The sequence below is a fragment of the Exiguobacterium sp. EF_C8 genome (genome assembly GCF_054956715.1).
Map to the genome: position 1 here is coordinate 2,879,147 of NZ_CM143264.1, position 19,145 is coordinate 2,898,291.

Annotated in this window: 21 protein-coding genes; 7 read left to right on the forward strand and 14 right to left on the reverse strand. The window is 46.7% G+C overall.

What is annotated here, in order from left to right:
• Position 1: 1 nt before the first annotated feature.
• Positions 2-604 carry an NAD(P)H:quinone oxidoreductase gene (wrbA, locus tag ACY2IG_RS15165; RefSeq protein WP_035410786.1) on the reverse strand — a complete coding sequence of 201 codons (603 nt, stop codon included), beginning with the start codon at positions 602-604 and terminating at the stop codon, positions 2-4.
• Positions 605-813: 209 nt separating this feature from the next.
• Complete coding sequence (locus ACY2IG_RS15170; RefSeq protein ID WP_462618159.1) at positions 814-2,961, reverse strand: hypothetical protein; 2,148 nt, start codon at positions 2,959-2,961, stop codon at positions 814-816.
• A 155-nt stretch (positions 2,962-3,116) separates the two neighbouring features.
• Between ACY2IG_RS15170 and ACY2IG_RS15175 the strand changes: the two genes are divergently transcribed.
• On the forward strand, positions 3,117-4,907 hold the full coding sequence (locus ACY2IG_RS15175) for an LTA synthase family protein (protein WP_462618160.1): 1,791 nt from the start codon (positions 3,117-3,119) through the stop codon (positions 4,905-4,907).
• Positions 4,908-5,014: 107 nt separating this feature from the next.
• Here ACY2IG_RS15175 and ACY2IG_RS15180 read toward each other — a convergent pair whose 3' ends face one another.
• The 4 genes from ACY2IG_RS15180 to groES form a co-directional block, all read right to left on the reverse strand.
• The gene (locus tag ACY2IG_RS15180) at positions 5,015-5,953 is read right to left on the reverse strand and encodes a HEAT repeat domain-containing protein (RefSeq protein ID WP_462618161.1); all 939 of its coding nucleotides are present in this window, start codon (positions 5,951-5,953) and stop codon (positions 5,015-5,017) included.
• 36 nt (positions 5,954-5,989) lie between these two features.
• On the reverse strand, positions 5,990-6,610 hold the full coding sequence (locus tag ACY2IG_RS15185; RefSeq protein ID WP_462618162.1) for a LysE/ArgO family amino acid transporter: 621 nt from the start codon (positions 6,608-6,610) through the stop codon (positions 5,990-5,992).
• Between the two features lie 224 nt (positions 6,611-6,834).
• On the reverse strand, positions 6,835-8,475 hold the full coding sequence (gene groL / locus ACY2IG_RS15190; RefSeq protein ID WP_029342811.1) for a chaperonin GroEL: 1,641 nt from the start codon (positions 8,473-8,475) through the stop codon (positions 6,835-6,837).
• 33 nt (positions 8,476-8,508) lie between these two features.
• Positions 8,509-8,793 (reverse strand): co-chaperone GroES, encoded by a 285-nt coding sequence (gene groES / locus ACY2IG_RS15195; RefSeq protein WP_023469587.1) that lies wholly within the window; start codon positions 8,791-8,793, stop codon positions 8,509-8,511.
• A gap of 219 nt (positions 8,794-9,012) precedes the next feature.
• On the opposite strand from groES, the gene ACY2IG_RS15200 reads away from it, so the two are divergent.
• On the forward strand, positions 9,013-9,705 hold the full coding sequence (locus ACY2IG_RS15200; protein WP_058713945.1) for a CPBP family intramembrane glutamic endopeptidase: 693 nt from the start codon (positions 9,013-9,015) through the stop codon (positions 9,703-9,705).
• Between the two features lie 42 nt (positions 9,706-9,747).
• Complete coding sequence (locus ACY2IG_RS15205) at positions 9,748-9,960, forward strand: DUF4305 domain-containing protein (protein WP_290784400.1); 213 nt, start codon at positions 9,748-9,750, stop codon at positions 9,958-9,960.
• A 41-nt stretch (positions 9,961-10,001) separates the two neighbouring features.
• Here the strand turns inward: ACY2IG_RS15205 and ACY2IG_RS15210 are convergent, their stop codons facing one another.
• From ACY2IG_RS15210 to ACY2IG_RS15225, 4 genes are all read right to left on the reverse strand, one after another.
• Positions 10,002-10,298, reverse strand: a complete 297-nt coding sequence (locus tag ACY2IG_RS15210) for a DUF2089 family protein (protein ID WP_214852030.1) — start codon at positions 10,296-10,298, stop codon at positions 10,002-10,004.
• A gap of 20 nt (positions 10,299-10,318) precedes the next feature.
• A complete protein-coding gene (locus ACY2IG_RS15215; protein ID WP_290788754.1) occupies positions 10,319-10,606 on the reverse strand; it encodes a hypothetical protein in 288 nt (95 codons plus the stop codon).
• Positions 10,607-10,787: 181 nt separating this feature from the next.
• Positions 10,788-12,083 carry a cation:dicarboxylate symporter family transporter gene (locus ACY2IG_RS15220; RefSeq protein WP_035410792.1) on the reverse strand — a complete coding sequence of 432 codons (1,296 nt, stop codon included), beginning with the start codon at positions 12,081-12,083 and terminating at the stop codon, positions 10,788-10,790.
• Between the two features lie 179 nt (positions 12,084-12,262).
• On the reverse strand, positions 12,263-13,321 hold the full coding sequence (locus ACY2IG_RS15225; RefSeq protein ID WP_056064111.1) for an NAD(P)/FAD-dependent oxidoreductase: 1,059 nt from the start codon (positions 13,319-13,321) through the stop codon (positions 12,263-12,265).
• A gap of 185 nt (positions 13,322-13,506) precedes the next feature.
• Between ACY2IG_RS15225 and ACY2IG_RS15230 the strand changes: the two genes are divergently transcribed.
• From ACY2IG_RS15230 to ACY2IG_RS15245, 4 genes are all read left to right on the forward strand, one after another.
• A complete protein-coding gene (locus ACY2IG_RS15230) occupies positions 13,507-14,298 on the forward strand; it encodes an ABC transporter ATP-binding protein (protein WP_214852023.1) in 792 nt (263 codons plus the stop codon).
• Positions 14,299-14,301: 3 nt separating this feature from the next.
• Entirely contained in the window at positions 14,302-15,213 is a 912-nt protein-coding gene (locus ACY2IG_RS15235; RefSeq protein WP_035410799.1) for an iron-hydroxamate ABC transporter substrate-binding protein, read from the forward strand.
• Positions 15,214-15,291: 78 nt separating this feature from the next.
• Positions 15,292-16,293 (forward strand): FecCD family ABC transporter permease, encoded by a 1,002-nt coding sequence (locus tag ACY2IG_RS15240; protein WP_035410802.1) that lies wholly within the window; start codon positions 15,292-15,294, stop codon positions 16,291-16,293.
• The gene (locus ACY2IG_RS15245; RefSeq protein ID WP_290788792.1) at positions 16,293-17,297 is read left to right on the forward strand and encodes a FecCD family ABC transporter permease; all 1,005 of its coding nucleotides are present in this window, start codon (positions 16,293-16,295) and stop codon (positions 17,295-17,297) included. The genes ACY2IG_RS15240 and ACY2IG_RS15245 overlap by 1 nt, the downstream gene beginning before the upstream one ends.
• Before the next feature lie 53 nt (positions 17,298-17,350).
• On the opposite strand, the gene ACY2IG_RS15250 is transcribed toward ACY2IG_RS15245, so the two are convergent.
• The 4 genes from ACY2IG_RS15250 to ACY2IG_RS15265 form a co-directional block, all read right to left on the reverse strand.
• Complete coding sequence (locus tag ACY2IG_RS15250; RefSeq protein ID WP_462618163.1) at positions 17,351-17,818, reverse strand: hypothetical protein; 468 nt, start codon at positions 17,816-17,818, stop codon at positions 17,351-17,353.
• Positions 17,785-18,294, reverse strand: coding sequence for a hypothetical protein (locus ACY2IG_RS15255; protein WP_462618164.1), 510 nt, complete (start codon positions 18,292-18,294; stop codon positions 17,785-17,787). Before ACY2IG_RS15255 ends, ACY2IG_RS15250 begins: the two co-directional genes overlap by 34 nt.
• Positions 18,295-18,307: 13 nt before the next feature.
• The gene (locus tag ACY2IG_RS15260; protein WP_462618165.1) at positions 18,308-18,760 is read right to left on the reverse strand and encodes a hypothetical protein; all 453 of its coding nucleotides are present in this window, start codon (positions 18,758-18,760) and stop codon (positions 18,308-18,310) included.
• Between the two features lie 120 nt (positions 18,761-18,880).
• A complete protein-coding gene (locus tag ACY2IG_RS15265; protein WP_034801002.1) occupies positions 18,881-19,039 on the reverse strand; it encodes a hypothetical protein in 159 nt (52 codons plus the stop codon).
• Positions 19,040-19,145: the final 106 nt, after the last annotated feature.

The following is a 19,145-nucleotide window of genomic DNA, read 5'->3' on the forward strand; positions in this document are numbered from 1 at the left end:
GTTATGAGTTAAGACGGCTTGCCACTTCAACCGTCCGTTTCGCTTGATGGCGCACGGCTGGTTCGACTGATTCAACCATGTTACCGTCTTGGTCGACAGTGACCGATGTACCATATGGATTTCCGCCCGCTGCGAACAAGACAGGATCCGAATAACCTGGTGCCGCAACGATTGCACCCCAGTGGAACATCGTCGTATAAACTGCGAGAACAGTCGCTTCCTGACCGCCATGCGGATTCTGTGCCGACGACATCGCACTGACGACTTTATTGACGAGTTTGCCTTGTGCCCACAGTCCGCCTGTCGTGTCGAGGAACTGTTGGAATTGTCCTGGGACATGACCGTAACGTGTCGGGACGCTAAAGATAATCGCATCTGCCCAGTCGAGTAGATCCGGTGTCGCTTCTTCGATATCACGTGTGGCTTCCGCATGCTTTTGCCACAATGGGTTCGAAGCGATCGCTTCTGCTGGGGCTGTCTCCTTGATTTTCGCAAGACGGACTTCCGCCCCTGCTGCTTCTCCCGCTTCTTTTGCCCATGAGGCAAGTTGATGGTTCGTTCCGGTTGCGCTGTAATAGATGACCGCTAGTTTCACGTTTGACATGACTTCGCTCCTTTTTTAAAAGACAGTGACGGACGATGGACGTACACGCTTTCTATTCCCGCTTTCTGCGCAAATTAACGTCAATTGTTTGAATTCAAGAGGAAATTCTGTCCAATTCTTCAACCAAACGTTTGAACCAAAGACCATTTTAAAACAAAACAGGAATCCCGTAAGACATTTTCTGCCTTGAAGGATTCCTGTCAGTTCACTTATTTAACGGTTAAACTAAAGGTCTTACTCTTACGCAGCTTGATCGACTCCGCGTGTACCGTGACCCGAGTGCCTCGTTTTTGCTTCGGGAACGTCATCGTTTGTGTCTTACCGGTTGCGAGTTTCGTGTACCGCTTCTTATTGATTGTGACGACGATCGTCTTTCCTTTCGTCGCTTTGACTTTCCATGATGTACTCGTCGGACTGAGTGACGTCGTATACGACTTGAGTGTTGGATTGGCTGCTGCCACGACTTTCTGCCCGGAGACTTGAAGTTGTGTTCCTTTACGGGCAACGAACGTCACGACTTGTCCAACCTTCAATGGTTTTGTCTTAATCGCAAAACTCTGCGTTTTCTTACGATCGATATATGCCGTATATTTCCCATCAATATACAGCTTTCCGTAATCGGCATCTCCATCAAGAATTCCTTCGACCGTCGTGTGTTCATCCGTTAGGGGTGCGGATAGATTACTGTAAATCATCACGCTATCTTTCAAAGAGAGTGATTTCGTAGGATACTCACCACTTCGTGTAATACGATATGACGCTAAGTCATTCGTATATGGAATTGTGATCTCTGTCTTTTTCGTTGCTGGAACAGATTGAATTTGTCGTTTCCCTGCATAGATTTTATAGATACCGCCTTCTTTGGCACTTTCTAAGCGGTATGTAATGAATTTAAAATTATCGTTTTTCGACTGGGTAATGCGTGGCACTTCATAACCTGCGACGGTCCGGTTCACGGATGCTTCTTGATTGAAGTCTCGTGTATTTCCGAACGTCCAACGCGTCACCTGACCGACAAGATTTTTCGTCGACACGTTGATTTGGACACGTCCTGTCTCATCGGAGGCAGCTCTTCCGATGAGGACGCCATCTTTTCCATAGACCGTCACCGGAACATCGCTTTGATTGATGTTAAAGCTATAGGATGTTGTACCTTCCTTAATGGTTGGAATCGCTGAACCCTGAGCTGTTAAATAACGCTGGTATTGATAACGTGTCAGGTCCTCCAAGACCTTACCGGTTTCAGTCGTGTATATCGTCCGATACTCACTATACGGTAAACGTTTCGGAATCGTCGTGATCGTGAACAGCTCGTTTTTCAGTTCGACATTCCCAGTGAACGATAATTTACTGGGCTCAACGATACCTGTCGTTCCATCTATACGCGTCAGCTCAACGCTAGGAGCTAGAACCGTTCCTTCGAGCAACGTCGTATCATCCTTCGTCAAGTCATTGATTGCGATCGGTTGGCGCAAATAAGACGCAAACGATAACATCGTCGCTTGATCCTTGCTCCGGTAGATGGCTTTTCCATCCGCTAACAGTTCATTCGCTAATTGCTTTGAATGGTCAACGAGTGTCGTCAGTTGCCCACTCGCCGTATCTAAGTAGAATAACGATGACTCGTTTGACGAACTAACATCGACCAGTTGAACGTATAATCCGTCTTTCGTTTCGTACGCTCCCTCAACGTAATATCCTCGTGAGACTTTCGGTAAGGTGATTTGTTGATTGGTCACGACTTGACGCAATGTGTCCTGTTCATCATCTAAGATCCAGTCATTGGTTAAAGGCGAGAACCGCTTCACGTCAACGGAACGGACTTTCGAGAATGTACCGTCCAGATTTACATCATACCAATCGGCACTGTCTTCTCGTTGGATCGAGAAGCGATTCGGTCCAATCCACTGCAACTGATTTTGAGAAGTCACCTCTAACGTATCCCGCGTAACGAATTGATTCCCTTCACGGATAAAGATTGATATATCATCAAACGAGGTATACCCTAGCACCATATCGTGATTCAAGACACGCAGGTACCTCTTGTCTTCTGAAAGCGTCAGCAGTTCCGAAGCTCCCGTCTTCGCATCAACCAAATAATAAGGCTTTTCAGTCTCATCTCCATAATAATCTTGGTACAAGAATAACGTTTTATCGGCTGATGTCGCTCGTAGTTCCATGTACGGTGAGACGTCTTTTGGATAAGGCGTCGTCTCTTTTGTCTCTAAATCATAAAATCCAACGATTGCTTGATCTTTCGTTTTGACGTCGTACGGTGCAGCATCCGCGGTGACAGAGAGCGTCATCCATGTACCGTAGATCAGCACGGCACTTCCCATCCAATGTTTCCAGTTCATCTATGTAGAACATCCTTTCAAAAATAAGTGATTAATTCTATTTTATTCCATATCCAGTCATTCTTCTAATGTTTTTTGAAGAAAACATTCAAGCGTTCGACACGTTTCGATTCAGGGTAAAGACTGTGTGACGACACACGTAAGGAGTACTGACCATGGCGATTCGATACACCCTTTATTTATTACTCGGCATGCTGAAGTTCATGCTGTTTAGTTACTTTACAAAGACCGATCTTTCGCTCCATTTAACACTCATGAACCTGGCCGGGATGCTGATCCTGTCGAGCTGGACGTTACTGATTCCGTGGAATAAACGCCGCTGGGTTTGGCTCGGTCTACTGCTCGCGCACAGTTTTCTGCTCGCTTCCGACATGTGGTACTACCGTTACTTCGAGGACTTCCTCTCCGTCTCGCTCCTCTCACAGATGACGCAGATGAGTGACGTCAGTAGCGGCTTCACTGCCTTGATCGTACCCCAAGACTTCCTCTTGTTCGCCGATAGTTTGATTTTCGTACTACTGCTTTTCGTTTTCCGCAAACGACCGGAAGTGACGACGAAGCAAACACGACGCCGGACAGCTGGGCTACTCGCAATCAGCGGTATTATCTTGTCTGCTTCGCTACTGACATACCGGACGCTAACGGAAGAGCGTCAACCGACGGCAACGATCTCCGATATGCGTGACTACTACCTGTTTGGCTTTTGGGGTTATCACGGGTGGGATGTGTTTAAAGGCGTGACCGGACAACCCGGCGACGGACTGACGGCACAGGAGCAACAGCGTATCAATCAAAAAGAAAATGCAAATCCAACCGGTCCGAAGCAGACACCGAATATCATTCTGGTGCAGCTTGAGTCATTCCAGGCTTCAGTCATCGACCAAACCATCAATGATGAGGAAGTGACACCGAACCTGAATCAATTGAAGAAGGAATCGCTCTACTTCTCGTCGCTCTACCACCAGACGCATGAAGGACGAACTTCGGACGCCGAGTTCATTACGAACACCTCACTTTATCCATTGAAATCAGGCTCTGTCTATACGCAATATCCGACGAATGAATTCGAGCCGCTCCCGGCATTACTTGAGAAAAATGGATACGATACGGCAGCGATGCATGCCTACGAAAAAGGTTTTTGGAATCGTGACGATGTTTACAAGAACATCGGTTTTAAGCACTTCTTCAGCCAAAAAGATTATTCAAAAGAGAAGAAAATCGGAATGGCGCTGAACGATCAGCAGTTCTTCCTCGAATCGATTGATCACATGGAGACGTTGCAAGAACCGTTCTTCTCGTTTTTAGTCGCGCTGACGAGTCATACACCGTATGAGATCGACAAGGAAGATCAGATGCTTGATCTATCTGGATATAAGGATCCGATGTTGAAACGGTATTATCAGACTGTCCATTACGTCGATACCGGTGTTGGAAAGATGATCGACGAGTTGAAACAACGGGATCTCTGGGACCAGTCCCTCGTCATCTTTTATGGTGATCACGATAGTGGACTCGTCAATGAAGGCAGTGAGATGCGCAAAAAGGCGGATGTATCGTCTCCCGTTGCTGCCTTTGAACTCGAGCGCCGCATCCCGCTCTTCATCAAAAAACCCGACCAGCAAACCGGTCGGGTCATGAGAGAGAATGGCGGACAGATTGATATCGCACCAACGATCATTGATTTGTTGAATCTCAAAACATCCTATATGATGGGGCAATCCCTCATCGACGACAAACCGAATCTGACGGGCTTCCGTGATGGTTCGTTCCGCTACAAGGACTATTACTATGAAGCGGATTTGACGAAAGCATCAGGCGAAGGCACCTGTTATGACGTATCGACAGAAAAGAAAGTCGAGATGAAGTTCTGTCGCAATCAAGTGAAGGATGTGAGTAAGCAATTAAAGCTGTCGGATAAGATTATTGAGGAGAATGAACTGGAGTAATTAAAGAGCATCTAATTTTCTTAAAATAAACAAGCCTGACCTTCTTCACGTCTCGTGAGAAGTCAGGCTTGTTTATTGATCGTTATCTCCACCTACCCTCGAGCCCATCAGTAGAAAGTAAAATGGTCTTCGATCCATTGCCATTCTTCGTCAAACAAAAGTTCTCTTTTTGTTTGAATGATCCAATGAAATAATTTAGGAATCGCCTGAGAGGAATGCTGGTATCGATATAAAAATCGAAGAGCGATTAGGACTTCATCTGTCTGTATCTGTCGCGTTCGCTTCAATAATATTTGTAAACGTTTGATTACCGGTTCAATCGCTACTTCATCACCATGTTGCTCGATTGCGACTAACGCATACTCTCTCACATTGCTAGATCGATCTTTTAGTCCATGCAAAAATATTGAAAGATCTAATCCATTTCCAAGTTCACTCAGTGCAGCTAAAGCCGAATGCCTAACGTCTCCTCGCGAATGGTCCAACAAAGGAATCAAATAAGAAATTGCTCGCTCTGTTCCAATCGTGGCTAAAACAAAATTAGCACTCATGATATCAAAAGAGTTATTTGATGTCGTAATCAAACGAATTAATGCATCCTCTGCTATCTCATCTCGACAGACTCGCAATGCTTGAATCGCAGCCTCTCGAACAGACGACCGAGAATCGTCTATGTATTTTACAATTCGTTCTGTATTATGAATGCATCGTTGTTTTGCTATTTCTTCTAAGATACTTTCGAGAAGACTCGGCTTTGTTTCTTGCTCCAGTTTCTCAAGCAATAACATCCCTGCACGAACATCTCCCGAATTCTCACCAATCGTTCCAATCATAAAATAAAGATGTTGTTTTTGTTCTGCTTGTTTCACTTTGTCGAGTAACGTGTTCAATCTCGGAAGCATATTCGCGTCCCTAAAATGACGAACTTTTTCATAAGCGGTGTCTGATGGTGAGCCTTCGTTCGTATAGCACTTCGATTCTTCCTGATAGAAGTACTTTTCCTCAGACATCTGCTCAACTAAATATAAAATCTCATCGTCCTTCATATTTTGCAGTTGCTCCTTAGTCTTTTAAAGATCTTTTTAACTTTTTTCTAAAGCAAACTGAATCAATTGATACGATAGCCAGAACATTAAGCATCCTATTCCAAAATCTAATACTTTCCACGCTTTTGGTTGTTTAAATACAGGAATGAGCCATCTCGATCCATACCCTAAGCCAAAAAACCAGACAAACGAGGCAACTAAGGCTCCAATTAAGAAATTGACTTTTTGATCAAATGTCAAAGTCCCAGCTATACCACCGATGACAACGACCGTATCTAGGTATACATGTGGATTTAAAAGTGTAATTGCTAATGTAACTAAAATTGTTTTATGAATGGGAATGATTTTAACATCGGTTGAAATATCGATTGCACTTGACGATGAAAACGCACTTCGAAAAGATTTGAATCCGTATAATAGCAGAAATAGTCCTCCGACAATCGCAAGACCAACATTCGCAAACGTATTGTTTTTAATAACAGTACCGACCCCTAATACGCCCGTGCACATCAGTAACACATCACATAAGAAACACACCAAGGCTACCCAGAAAATATTATTTTTTAATAAGCCTTGTTTTAAAACGAATGCATTTTGTGCTCCAATAGCGATAATGAGCGTCCCGGACGTTATTATACCTTTTAAAATTTCATTCATTTGATGACACCTATCTCTCTTTTGATCTATGAACGTATGGCGACGATTAAATGTTAAATCTCCCCTCAATCACTTCTAGTTAATTCTATATATGTATATCGCTTAAACATTAAGTATAATATTACAAATAAAAGAATAATTATTCAACTCATTTTGAAAGTATGAAGTATAAAAAAAGTACCAAACCCTATTTACTAGGATTCGGTACTTAGAGATGAAATGCCTTACATCATTCCGCCCATTCCACCCATGCCGCCCATATCAGGCATTGCAGGAGCAGATCCAGCTGGTTCTGGTTTATCGGCGATGACTGCTTCTGTTGTTAAGAACATCGCTGAGACGGACGCCGCGTTTTGAAGTGCTGAACGCGTTACTTTCGCTGGGTCGACGATTCCTGTCTCGATCATGTCGACATATTCGTCCGTTGCCGCATTATAGCCCATTCCTGGTGCTTCATGCTTGAGACGCTCGACGATGACTGAGCCTTCTTGACCTGCGTTTTCCGCAATTTGACGAAGTGGTGCTTCAAGTGCACGAAGAACGATGTTGACACCTGTTGCTTCGTCGCCTGTTGAGACCGACAGAATCGATTCGACAGCTTTCGTGACGTGAATGAGAGCTGTTCCCCCACCTGCTACGATGCCTTCTTCGACTGCTGCGCGTGTCGCGTTGAGTGCATCTTCGATCCGGAGCTTACGTTCTTTGAGCTCAGTCTCGGTTGCTGCTCCGACTTTGACGACCGCTACGCCACCTGCGAGTTTCGCCAGACGTTCTTGTAATTTCTCACGATCGAAGTCACTTGTCGTCTCTTCGATTTGCGCACGGATCGTACCGACACGTGCTTCGATCGAATCACCGTGTCCGTGACCTTCGACGATCGTCGTGTTGTCTTTTGAGACGACGACTTTCGACGCACGACCGAGTTGCGTGATTTGTGTTTCTTTCAGATCAAGACCGAGGTCTTCTGTGATCAATTCTGCACCTGTGACGATCGAAATGTCCTCAAGCATTGCTTTCCGGCGGTCACCAAAGCCTGGTGCTTTAACTGCTACCGCGTTGAACGTACCACGGAGTTTGTTGACGACGAGTGTCGCGAGTGCTTCACCTTCTACGTCTTCCGCGATAATGAGAAGTGGTTTGTTTTGTTGGACGACTTGCTCGAGGACCGGAAGAATCTCTTGGATGTTCGAGATTTTTTTGTCCGTGACGAGGATGTACGGGTTTTCAAGGACCGCTTCCATCTTGTCTGAATCCGTGATCATGTATGGTGACGCGTAACCACGGTCGAACTGCATTCCTTCAACGACGTCGAGTTCTGTCGTGAAGCCGCGTGATTCTTCGATCGTGATGACACCATCTTGACCGACACGTTCCATTGCTTCTGCGATCAATTGACCAACTTCTTCGTCCGCTGCTGAGATCGCTGCGACTTGGGCGATCGCTTCTTTACCTTCAATTGGTTTTGCAATCGTGTGCAACTCTTCGACAGCACGACGGACTGCTTTTTCGATTCCTTTACGGATGACCATCGGGTTTGCGCCCGCTGTGACGTTTTTGAGACCTTCCCGAATCATCGCTTGTGCGAGGACTGTCGCTGTTGTCGTACCATCCCCTGCGATTTCATTCGTTTTTGAGGCAACTTCTGCGACGAGTTTTGCACCCATGTTCTCGAAGTGATCTTCGAGTTCGATTTCTTTCGCGATCGTCACGCCATCATTCGTGATGAGTGGTGAACCGAACTTTCGCTCGAGGACGACGTTGCGTCCTTTTGGTCCGATTGTGACTTTAACTGCATCCGCTAATGCGTCGACCCCGCGGAGCATTGCCCGACGTGCTTCTTCACTGAATAAAATCTCTTTTGCCATGACTGAAATCCCCCTTATAGATGATTGACTGAATTACTCGGCTACTGCCAAAATATCGCTTTCGCGTAAAATTAAGTATTCATTGCCGTCGACTTTGACTTCCGAACCGGCATATTGTGCATAGATGACGTGATCTCCGACACTCACTTCAAGTGGTACACGTACGCCTTGCTCTGTCACACGGCCAGTACCGACAGCGACGACTTTACCCTCTTGTGGTTTTTCTTTCGCTGACCCAGGAAGAACGATTCCTCCGAGTGTTGTTTCTTCTTTTTTAACGACTTCGATCACGATGCGATCACCAAGTGGTTTTAACATGCGAAACATCCTCCTTGAAAATGATTGTTTTTAGCACTCACTTTCGTTGAGTGCTAACATATTTTTATCTTATACGCTTTCTCTCCTGAATTCAAGCCTGAACCTTTATCCGTTTTCCCGAAATCGACACCTTTGAATCATCGTCAATCGTGCGCCAAGACCGTTTGTTTGTTACAATCGGGACAGTACCTTCATTACAAAGGAGTTGTGTCCTGTACGATGAAAAATCCAATCAGTCTGCCTTTTCTGATGGCGGAGAAGTGGCAAAAGCGTCACGTCATCCCGATCATCATCTATCTGATCGTCCAATTGGTTCCGGGTTCGTTCCAGTATTTCCTTCCGAAGAACGTCATTGCTGACGTCGCCGGTTGGTGGCTCGCGATCGGCTTCACGGTCGCCGTCATCGTCTCCTACTACTGTCTGCGTCCTGATTGGCAGAAATGGAAGGCAGAAGGACGTCAAACCGATCCGATGGATACACTAAAATGGATCGGGATCGGGATTGCGCTTTTGTATGCACTCTTGATCAGCGTCAATTTGATCGATGCCTGGATGGCAGGCGGGATCGAAAATGTCGCGAAATCGCAAAATACGGATCAAATCATTCAAGCGATTCAAGTCATCCCGCTCCTGCAAGTCATGGTCGTCTTGCTTGGACCGATCATGGAAGAGTTCTTGTTCCGGCACATCATGTTCGGCAATCTCTCATCGAAGCTCGGTTTCTTCTTTAGCTTCATCCTGACGGGTGGCTTATTTGCCCTGATCCACCAAGACAACAAATTTTTAATCTATGTCGCGATGAGTTTCGTCTTCTCACTCGTCTTCGTCAAGACGCGCCGGATTCTTGCTCCGATCGCCATTCATGTCTTTAACAACGGAATCGTCGTACTCGCCATCTACGCGATGTCTTAATTTACGAAAGGTCGTGTTTTCATGCGTCAAAGCTCGAACTTCATGGCATTGTTCTATGCCATCTTTGGTGTTCTTTTCATGTTTCTTGCCTACAACAACTCAGTCGAGGCAGGAACGGTCTTCAACTTCTGGACGATCCTCCTGACCTTGTTCGCCGCAATCGACTTCTATCGTCTTTACTTGATCTTCCGCTTCCGCTCAGCAGCAAAGAAGATGATCAAGAAGGAACAGGATAAAAAGAACGATAAACAATAAAAAAACGAGATTTCCGTCAGGCGGGAATCTCGTTTTTTGGCTTATTCTTTCGCTTGACCCTTGCGGTAAGAATCGATGATCGTTTTCGCCACATCAAGACTCAACCGTTCATCTAAGACCAGGTTCTTGATCATATTGATGAATTCGACATCTTCCTGTTGCACCGAATCAATTCGCTCAATCAACTGGTTCAACTTCGCCCGGACAGTCGGATAGGATACTTGATAGGCAGCTGCCATATCCTTCAACGAACCGGAGCTCAAGACGAACTTCCGGATGAACTCGAGATGCTCCTGTTCGAGTGCCAGTACCCAAGCGGGCACGTCTTGTCGTTCCATCGTATTCCCTCACTTTTCTCTTACAAATCTTGAATCTCCATCCGCTCTTTTTCACGCTGCAATTGCTTACGGCGCGAGTCGACACCCATCTCAGCCATTGAGATCATCATAGACAATCCAACACATGTACCGATTCGGATCAATGACTCACGATCCGACGTGTGTGGTCCTGTTCCGAAATACCAGTAAATTCCGAGACCAATAATGATCGCTGGAATGATGAAACTAAAGACTCTTCTGCGCCGCGCTAAGTAAAATTGTACGATACAGACTGTGACAATACCAATGACGATTCCTACCGTTTCCATCCTATTGCCTCTCCTATGTGATTATATAAATAATATTAACTATAAAATAAATAATATTCAATATAATTTTAACTATAATCAAAAATAAGAGGTTTTCTTTAAAAACAATCGACTTTAATCTATTTTCAGAGACAAAAAAAGAAAGGACTGACGATTCAGTCCTTCCCCATACTTACGACAATCACGCACTGCGGATGTCGTCTTTCTTATTTTCTGTCGACATGAACGTATCGAGTTGGTCTTCATCAAGAACACCTTCCCACTTCGCGATGACGAGTGAAGCGAGCGTGTTTCCTGTAACGTTGACGACGGAACGCATCATATCCATGATTCGGTCAATCCCCGCGATGAAGGCAAGTCCTTCTGCCGGGATACCGACCGTACCAAGTGTTGCGAGCAATACAACGAAGGAAACGCCTGGAACGGCAGCCATTCCTTTTGATGTCAGCATCAAGACGAAGACGAGTGTAATCTGTGTCCCGATCGAGAGGTCGATCCCGTACATCTGTGCGATGAACAAGGCAGCAAGTGCTTGATAGAGTGCTGATCCATCGAGGTTAAACGAATAACCCGTCGGTACGACGAAGCTGACGATTGATTTCGGCACTCCCATCTTCTCGAGTTTTTCCATGATCCGTGGAAGAACCGTTTCTGAAGAGGCTGTCGAATACGTCAAGAGCAATTCATCCTTGAAGACGCGGACGAAGTCTGAGACCCGAACACCAACCCACTTCATGATGCCGCCGAAGACGATGATCATGAAGAGAAGAGCTGTGACATACAATGTCGCGATGAGCTTGAATAACGAACCAAGCGAGTCAATCCCGAACGTCGAGACCGTCACACCAATCAAGGCGAAGACACCGATTGGTGCGAACTTCATGACGATGTTGACGAGATTGAACATTGCTGCTGCGACACCTTCGAAGAAACGAATGACCGGTTGACCCTTCTCTCCTGCAAAACCGACACCGAGTCCGAATAAGACTGAGAAGAAAATAATAGCGAGCATATCACCGCGAACCATCGCATCGAGAATGTTCGTCGGTACGATATTGACGATTTTTTCGACGAGTCCTTCGTCTTTTGTCGTCTCTTCCGTTGCGACATATGATGAGATATCCGTTTTATCCAATGTCGACATATTAATGCCAGCACCTGGTTCAATCAGATTGGCTGCAAATAGCCCCGTGAAGATGGCGATCATCGTCACGATCGTGAAGTAACCCAGTGTTTTGACGCCGAGACGTCCGAGACTCTTCGGACTACCGACCGATGAGACACCGAGGACGATCGTCGTAAAGACGATTGGGACGACGATCATTTTCATCATCCGGATAAAGATATCACCGATTGGCTTGAGCCACTCCGCGACATGGGGATTCCCATAAAATACACCACCGACTGTGATCCCGAGAATCAAGCCGATTAAAATCTGCCAGGCAAGGCCAATGGGCTTACGTTTCGTAGTTGTCATACGCTTCCTCCTTATACATCCGTCTTACTTGTATCCTACATGTAGTGGAACATAAATAGAATTTTGTCCTAAATACAGCACATTGTCAAATCCATCTGTTATAGTACAAAACCGAATTCTGTACGAAAAAACGTCCAAAATCCGCTTGTTTCCAAGCATTTTGGACGTTCTCATAATTTTTAAGATTGTTGATTAACGCGTTCCTCAATCAACGCACGATTGCGTTTTTTGAAGACCTCATTGTGTGACGACACCATCGCCACTTTTGGCGCTTCCGGCTCAATGAAGCGTTTCGCTCGGTTGACGGCGTTTGCCGCATCTTGGAACGCACCCGAGATCAAATGGACCTTCCCGTCGTGCGAAAGAATATCTCCTGCTGCATATAGTCCCGGTACACTCGATTCACTCGCGGCATTCCCGGCGATGTAGAAGTCATCGACCCGTGCAATATCGAGGTCACACGCGTCAAGTAGCGCCGCATCTTGTTCATACCCATGATTAATGATGACTTCATCAATTGGAATCTCGACGACCTCATCTGTTTGACAGTCGATCAATTCAACCGACGCGATCCGTTGGTGATCGGGACTGGCGATTAATTTGTGAATCGTCGTATTGAGGAGGCAGACCGCCGAACTTTTGACGAGTTGATCAACTTGCGCCTCGTGCCCTGAAAAACAATCTCGCCGATACGTGACGTAGACCTTTTTCGCGACCGGTTCGAGTTCGTTTGCCCAATCGATCGCCGAGTTCCCACCACCTGAGACGATGACGGTCTTTCCTTTAAAGCGTTCAATCGATTTAACCGTATAGTTCAAGTTTGACACTTCGAAACGTTCCGCGCCTTCGACTTTTAATTTTTGTGGATTGAGGATGCCACCGCCGACCGCGACGATGACCGTCTTCGAATAATGAATCTGCCCCGATTCCGCTTCTAAGACGAAGTTACCGAAGACGTCTTTTGCGATCGAGATGATCTTTTCATTCAATTGAACAGTCGGTTGAAATGTCAGTCCTTGTTCGACGAGTTGAGCCATGAGTTTTTCACCAGTGATCGGCGGCTGTCCACCGACGTCCCAGATCATCTTTTCCGGATAGACGTGCAGTTTTCCTCCGAGTTCTGCTTGATACTCGATCAATTTCGTCTTCATACCTCGAAGACCACTATAGAACGTCGAATATAACCCTGCTGGTCCTCCACCGATGATCGTTACGTCGAACAACTCCTGTTCCCTCATCTCACTCACTCCTCATCCTTGATTGTTATTGATTATCATTCTCACTCTCTCATGATAACGTGAACATCTCTTGAACACAAGAAAAAATGTTGACAGCGTTTTTATGAGACTGGTATGGTTAATGAGACGATAGTGATAATCATTATCATTGAAAAATGGAGAGAACAACGAAGGAGTCGTCGCGTATGGTACGTCTAGCAACAGAAGAAATCAATATCGGCTACGGTGATCGTCCCATCGTCAAAGACTTGTCCGTCCAAATTCCCGATCGTCAAATCACAACGATCATTGGCGCGAACGGATGCGGCAAATCAACTTTGCTGAAAGCGATGACACGGATCATTCCCCATCAATCGGGACGTGCGTTGCTCGATGGTCTTGATATCGCGAAGGAAAGCACGAAGCTGCTTGCTCGGAAGATGGCTATCCTGCCACAAACTCCGGAAAGTGCAAGCGGTCTAACGGTCGCAGAGCTCGTCTCATACGGTCGTTTTCCTTATCAAAAAGGATTCGGACGCTTAACGAAACACGATTATGAAATCATCGATTGGGCACTCGAAGCAACGGACACGATGGCGTTCAAACATCGTCCAGTCGATGCGCTGTCCGGTGGTCAACGTCAACGGGTCTGGATTGCGATGGCACTCGCTCAAGAGACAGATATCATCTTTCTCGATGAACCGACGACTTATCTTGATCTCGCCCACCAACTCGAGGTGCTCGAACTGCTCGAATATCTCAACCGGACCGAAGGACGGACGATCGTCATGGTCCTGCATGACTTGAATCAAGCGGCACGCTTCGCCGACTATATTATCGCCATGAAAAACGGCGAAGTCGTCAAAGCCGGAACGTGTGAGGAAGTCATCGCAAAAGATGTCTTACAAGAAGTATTCCATATCGATGCTGAAATCGGACGCGATCCGCGGACGAACAAGCCGATGTGTATCACCTACAACTTAATCAAGGGAGATTAAATCATGAAGAAACTACTTGTACCGGTTCTACTCATTCTCACGCTCGTCATCGCAGCGTGTGGCAATACAGAGAAAAAAGACGACGCAGCATCTGGTTCGAAAAACGAAACGATCACATATAAATCAGAAAATGGAAACATTAAAGTTCCAGCTCATCCAAAACGAGTCGTGGTCCTCGCTGGTTTTGCCGGCAACGTCATGGCACTCGGCGTTCCTGTCGTTGGTGTTGATTCGTGGTCAAAAGCGAATCCGAAGTTCGATAAACTAAAAGATGTCACGGAAGTTTCGGAAGAGAACGTTGAAAAAATCATCGAACTCGATCCTGACTTGATCATCGGCTACTCGACAACGAAAAACCTCGACAAAATCAAAAAAATCGCTCCGACGGTCACGTACACATACGGAAAAGTCGACTACTTGACGCAACATATCGAAATCGGTAAATTGCTCAACAAAGAACAGGAAGCACGCGATTGGGTCAAAGACTTCAAAACACGTGCCGCTGCTGCCGGTAAAGACATCAAAGCAAAAATCGGTGAAGATGCTACTGTTTCTGTCATCGAAAGTTTCGATAAACAACTCTACGTCTTCGGCAACAACTGGGGTCGTGGAACAGAGATTCTCTATCAAGAAATGAAATTAAAAATGCCGGATAAAGTCACGAAGATGGCATTAAAAGATGGTTACTATGCGTTGTCACCAGAAGTCCTCCCTGAATATGCAGGCGACTACCTCGTCTTCAGCAAGAGCGCAGAAGCGGACAACTCATTCACGAAAACGGATACGTTTAAAAACATTCCAGCCGTCAAAAACGATCATGTCTTCGAAGTCGATTCGAAGGAGTTCTACTTCAATGATCCTCTCACACTCGAACGTCAACTCGAGTTCTTCAAGAAAAGTTTCCTTGGTGCATAATAAATAAGGGAGGGAACCTGCGGGATCCCTTCCTTTTTTTGCGGCTCACTCCCTGAATCAGAAATGGAGGCGACATTCATGTCAGCTGGTCGAATTCCGTTCGGCATAAAAATCACACTCGGTCTTGTCCTTTTTTTCGGGATGTTCTGGATCGCGATGACGTTCGGCGCTGCCGATACGACGATCCGCGAAGTCTGGAACGCCTTGACGTTCGGACCGTTGAATGAAAAAGCAAAAATTGTCCAGGAAATCCGCTTGCCACGGGAATTAGCAGCAATCCTCGTCGGAGCGGCACTCGGTGTCTCTGGTGCCATCATGCAGGCGATGACACGCAATCCCCTCGCCGATCCTGGTCTGCTCGGTCTGACGGCGGGTGCGAACGCAGCACTTGCACTCGTCATCGTCCTGTTCCCGAAAATTGAGTACTTCGGTATCATGATTGCTTGTTTCTTCGGAGCAGCACTTGGGGCAGCACTTGTCTTTGGAATCGGTGCTTCGAAAAAAGGTGGTTTTTCGCCACTCCGGATTGTCCTTGCCGGTTCTGCAATCTCAGCCTTTCTGTATGCGATTGCGGAAGGCATCGGCATCTACTTCAAGATTGCTCAAGATGTCTCACAATGGACGTCCGGTGGACTCGTCGGGTCGACATGGGGACAACTGCAAGTCATCACTCCGGTCATCGCGATCGGGATTGTGATTGCCTTCATCTTCTCCCGACAATTGACGATTCTCAGTCTATCGGAAGAAGTCGCGCTCGGACTCGGGCAGAACATCCAGCGGATCAAAGCAGTACTTTATGTTGTCGTCATTCTGCTTGCAGGTGCTGCTGTTGCACTCGTCGGTAACATGGCGTTCATCGGGCTGATGATTCCACATATCGTCCGCGCGATCGTCGGGACGGACTATCGGTTCATCCTGCCAATGACCGCGATCTTTGGTGCGACGTTCATGTTACTTGCCGATACAATCGGTCGGACATTGTATGCTCCCTACGAGACTCCGGTCATCGCGATCGTCTCAATGCTCGGACTACCATTCTTCCTCTTGATCGTTCGGAAAGGAGGGCGTGCTTTCTCATGATGGAATCTCGTTTACGTCGTCGCCAGCAACTGACGTTTTGGACGTTACTGGCACTATTGATCGCAACACTCGTCGTCAGCATCGGTCTCGGACCTGCTTCCCTATCCTATGATCGTTTGTTGCCGACGTTACTTGGAAACGGCTCGTTCAAAGAGGAGTTCGTCCTCTATTCGCTCCGCTTACCACGACTGCTCATCACCGTCATGGCAGGAATGGCACTCGCTTTATCCGGTTCGATCCTCCAAGGGATCACGCGCAATGAACTCGCTGATCCTGGTATCATCGGCATCAATACCGGAGCTGGTGTCGCCGTCGCCTTGTTTTTCCTGTACTTCCCGGTCGATGTCGGATCGTTCATTTACTTGTTACCGATTGCCGCTTTCCTCGGTGCGCTCGTGACCGCGACGGCGATTTATCTATTCTCATACGACCGGGTGCAAGGACTGCAACCGATTCGCTTGATTTTGACTGGTGTTGGCTTCTCGATGGCGCTCTCCGGAATCATGGTCATTCTGATTTCGTCGACGCGTCGTGAAAAGGTCGACTTCATCGCTAAGTGGCTCGCTGGTAACATCTGGGGGACGGACTGGATCTTCGTCTACTCACTCTTACCGTGGTTACTCGTCTTGATTCCGCTAACGTTCTATAAGGCGAATAAACTCAATCTCCTTGCCTTGAATGAACCAGTCGCAATCGGTGTCGGCGTCGCGCTTGAAAAAGAACGGATCCAACTCTTGTTGACAGCCGTCGCACTTGCCGCTGCTGCCGTCTCCGTCACGGGTGGGATTTCCTTCATCGGTCTGATGGCGCCACATATCGCCCGCGCGCTCGTTGGACCACGGCATCAGTTCTTCTTGCCGATTGCCCTCTTGCTCGGCGGATGGTTGCTTGCGTTCGCTGATACGATCGGACGCAACATTGCGGGACCGGACGGCGTGCCAGCTGGAATCGTCGTCGCCTTGATCGGAGCACCTTATTTTATCTATCTCTTGTTGAAGAAATAATCAAAAATCCGCATCAAACAGCGTCTTTCGCTGATTGATGCGGATTTTTTGCTTTACCGTTTCCACCACGCACGTTCGATTTCCCTCATCGAGACGTAGGCTGGATCGATTTGTTTGGCTAACCGATTCATTCGAGTGACACCAAGACTAAACCCACCAATCCAAAAGAGGAAGACGACGAATAAATAACCAGGAGCACTTGGAATCGACAGCATGACGACGGCGATCAGCCATGCAACGACATACCCGATGATTGTCAGACGAGCGACCTTTTGAACGGTTTGTTGATACATAGTTGGTGTTAAATATGACTTCATGAGCCGTAGACGGACAATTTCTCGAGAGACTGCTGTCGCGCAAAGACAAAAGAGCATGATTTGAAGAAAGACGGATGTAATTGTCGGCATAAACCAAGCAGGTACCGCAAAAATCAATCCAGGGACCAAAAAGAAATAGGCGACGGAACGCACAGGACGTACCAATAGGTTCAGACGTGCTTGTCGCTCGAATAGGTGTTCCATTGCGATGTTCCTTTCTGTCTGACGAAGCGGGCTACCTCAACGTCACTGATATAATCGGGATCGCGCGCTCCGTCACGTCGGATGATCCATTCGCTGATGAAATAAAGTGGTGTTAAAATCGCAAAAATTGCTAGAAGCATCTGCCAGAACGGTCTCTCGATTGTCTGGGTGATGACGACCGTCAAGACGGCGTACAGCAGGACGTGACTACCAATGCGGAGTAAAAATTGGCGACGGACCTGCGCTTTTGAGATGTAGCTGTCTAAAATTTTTCGTTTTTTTAGTTGGTAGCGAAAATCGGAGGCGAGAAAAACGGCTGGAATCGTCAAAATCAACAGCGGGAGATCCGTCCATTCAATTAAGATACCGACTGTTATGAATAGAAACATGTTCCAATACCAGCGTGTGCCGAGCCATTCAACGTCCCGGTAGGCGAGGGCAAGTTTTTGTAGGCGTTCTTCACGAGCCGTTTGCATAGTACCTTCTCCTTTAGCGAGCTTGATGAATTTCTTTTTCCGTCACATACGTTGGATCGATCTTTCGTGAGACGAACTCTAGCGTTTTTCGGCAGATCCAGTAAAACGGAATGACGACGATGATCAGACCGATTAAGAAGGACATGTTCGGGCGATCGGCTGCCCAGACAATCAAACCGGCAAGCGCTCCGTATTGTAAGATCCCGATCAAGACATGCACCTGATAGAGCCGTTTTGCTGATGCCTCTGATGTATATTCCGCGACAAGCGCGAACCGCTTGCGTTGTACGAGCATGTCATAGCCAAAATACAATAATGGGACGATCATCGCATAAACCGGCTTCTCAAGTGTGTTGCTAAGTGCTAAAAATGCTGCAAGCATGACCCATATGCCGGTCTTTGTCTTTTGGTGCATCTCTTCGTATAACGTCGCTAATGCTTCCGTTTGTGTATGTACGTGTTCCATGATCTCCCACCTTTCTATACTGTAATATACTTACATTTTACTGTATCGGTTTCACCTGTAGTGCGATTTTTCAAAAAAAAGATGTCCTGTCGCTTCGGACAAGACATCTTTCATTAGAGACTATGCACTGACCTGGATGATCAGATAGATGACACTATAAGCAACGATCGCGAGCGGTATCAACGCGACACCGATTAGCCAGCCATTTTTGTCACGGATACCGAGATATAAGACGAGACACCCTACGATGAAGGCGATTAATGTCGTAAACGGATTCATGGTCGTTCCCCCTCTAATTGTTTCTGCTCTTAAATTTCCCGCTCCACTCGTCTCATAAACCCTTCAAGGCGCTTCGACACACAAAGAAAAGCCAGACGGATTTCCG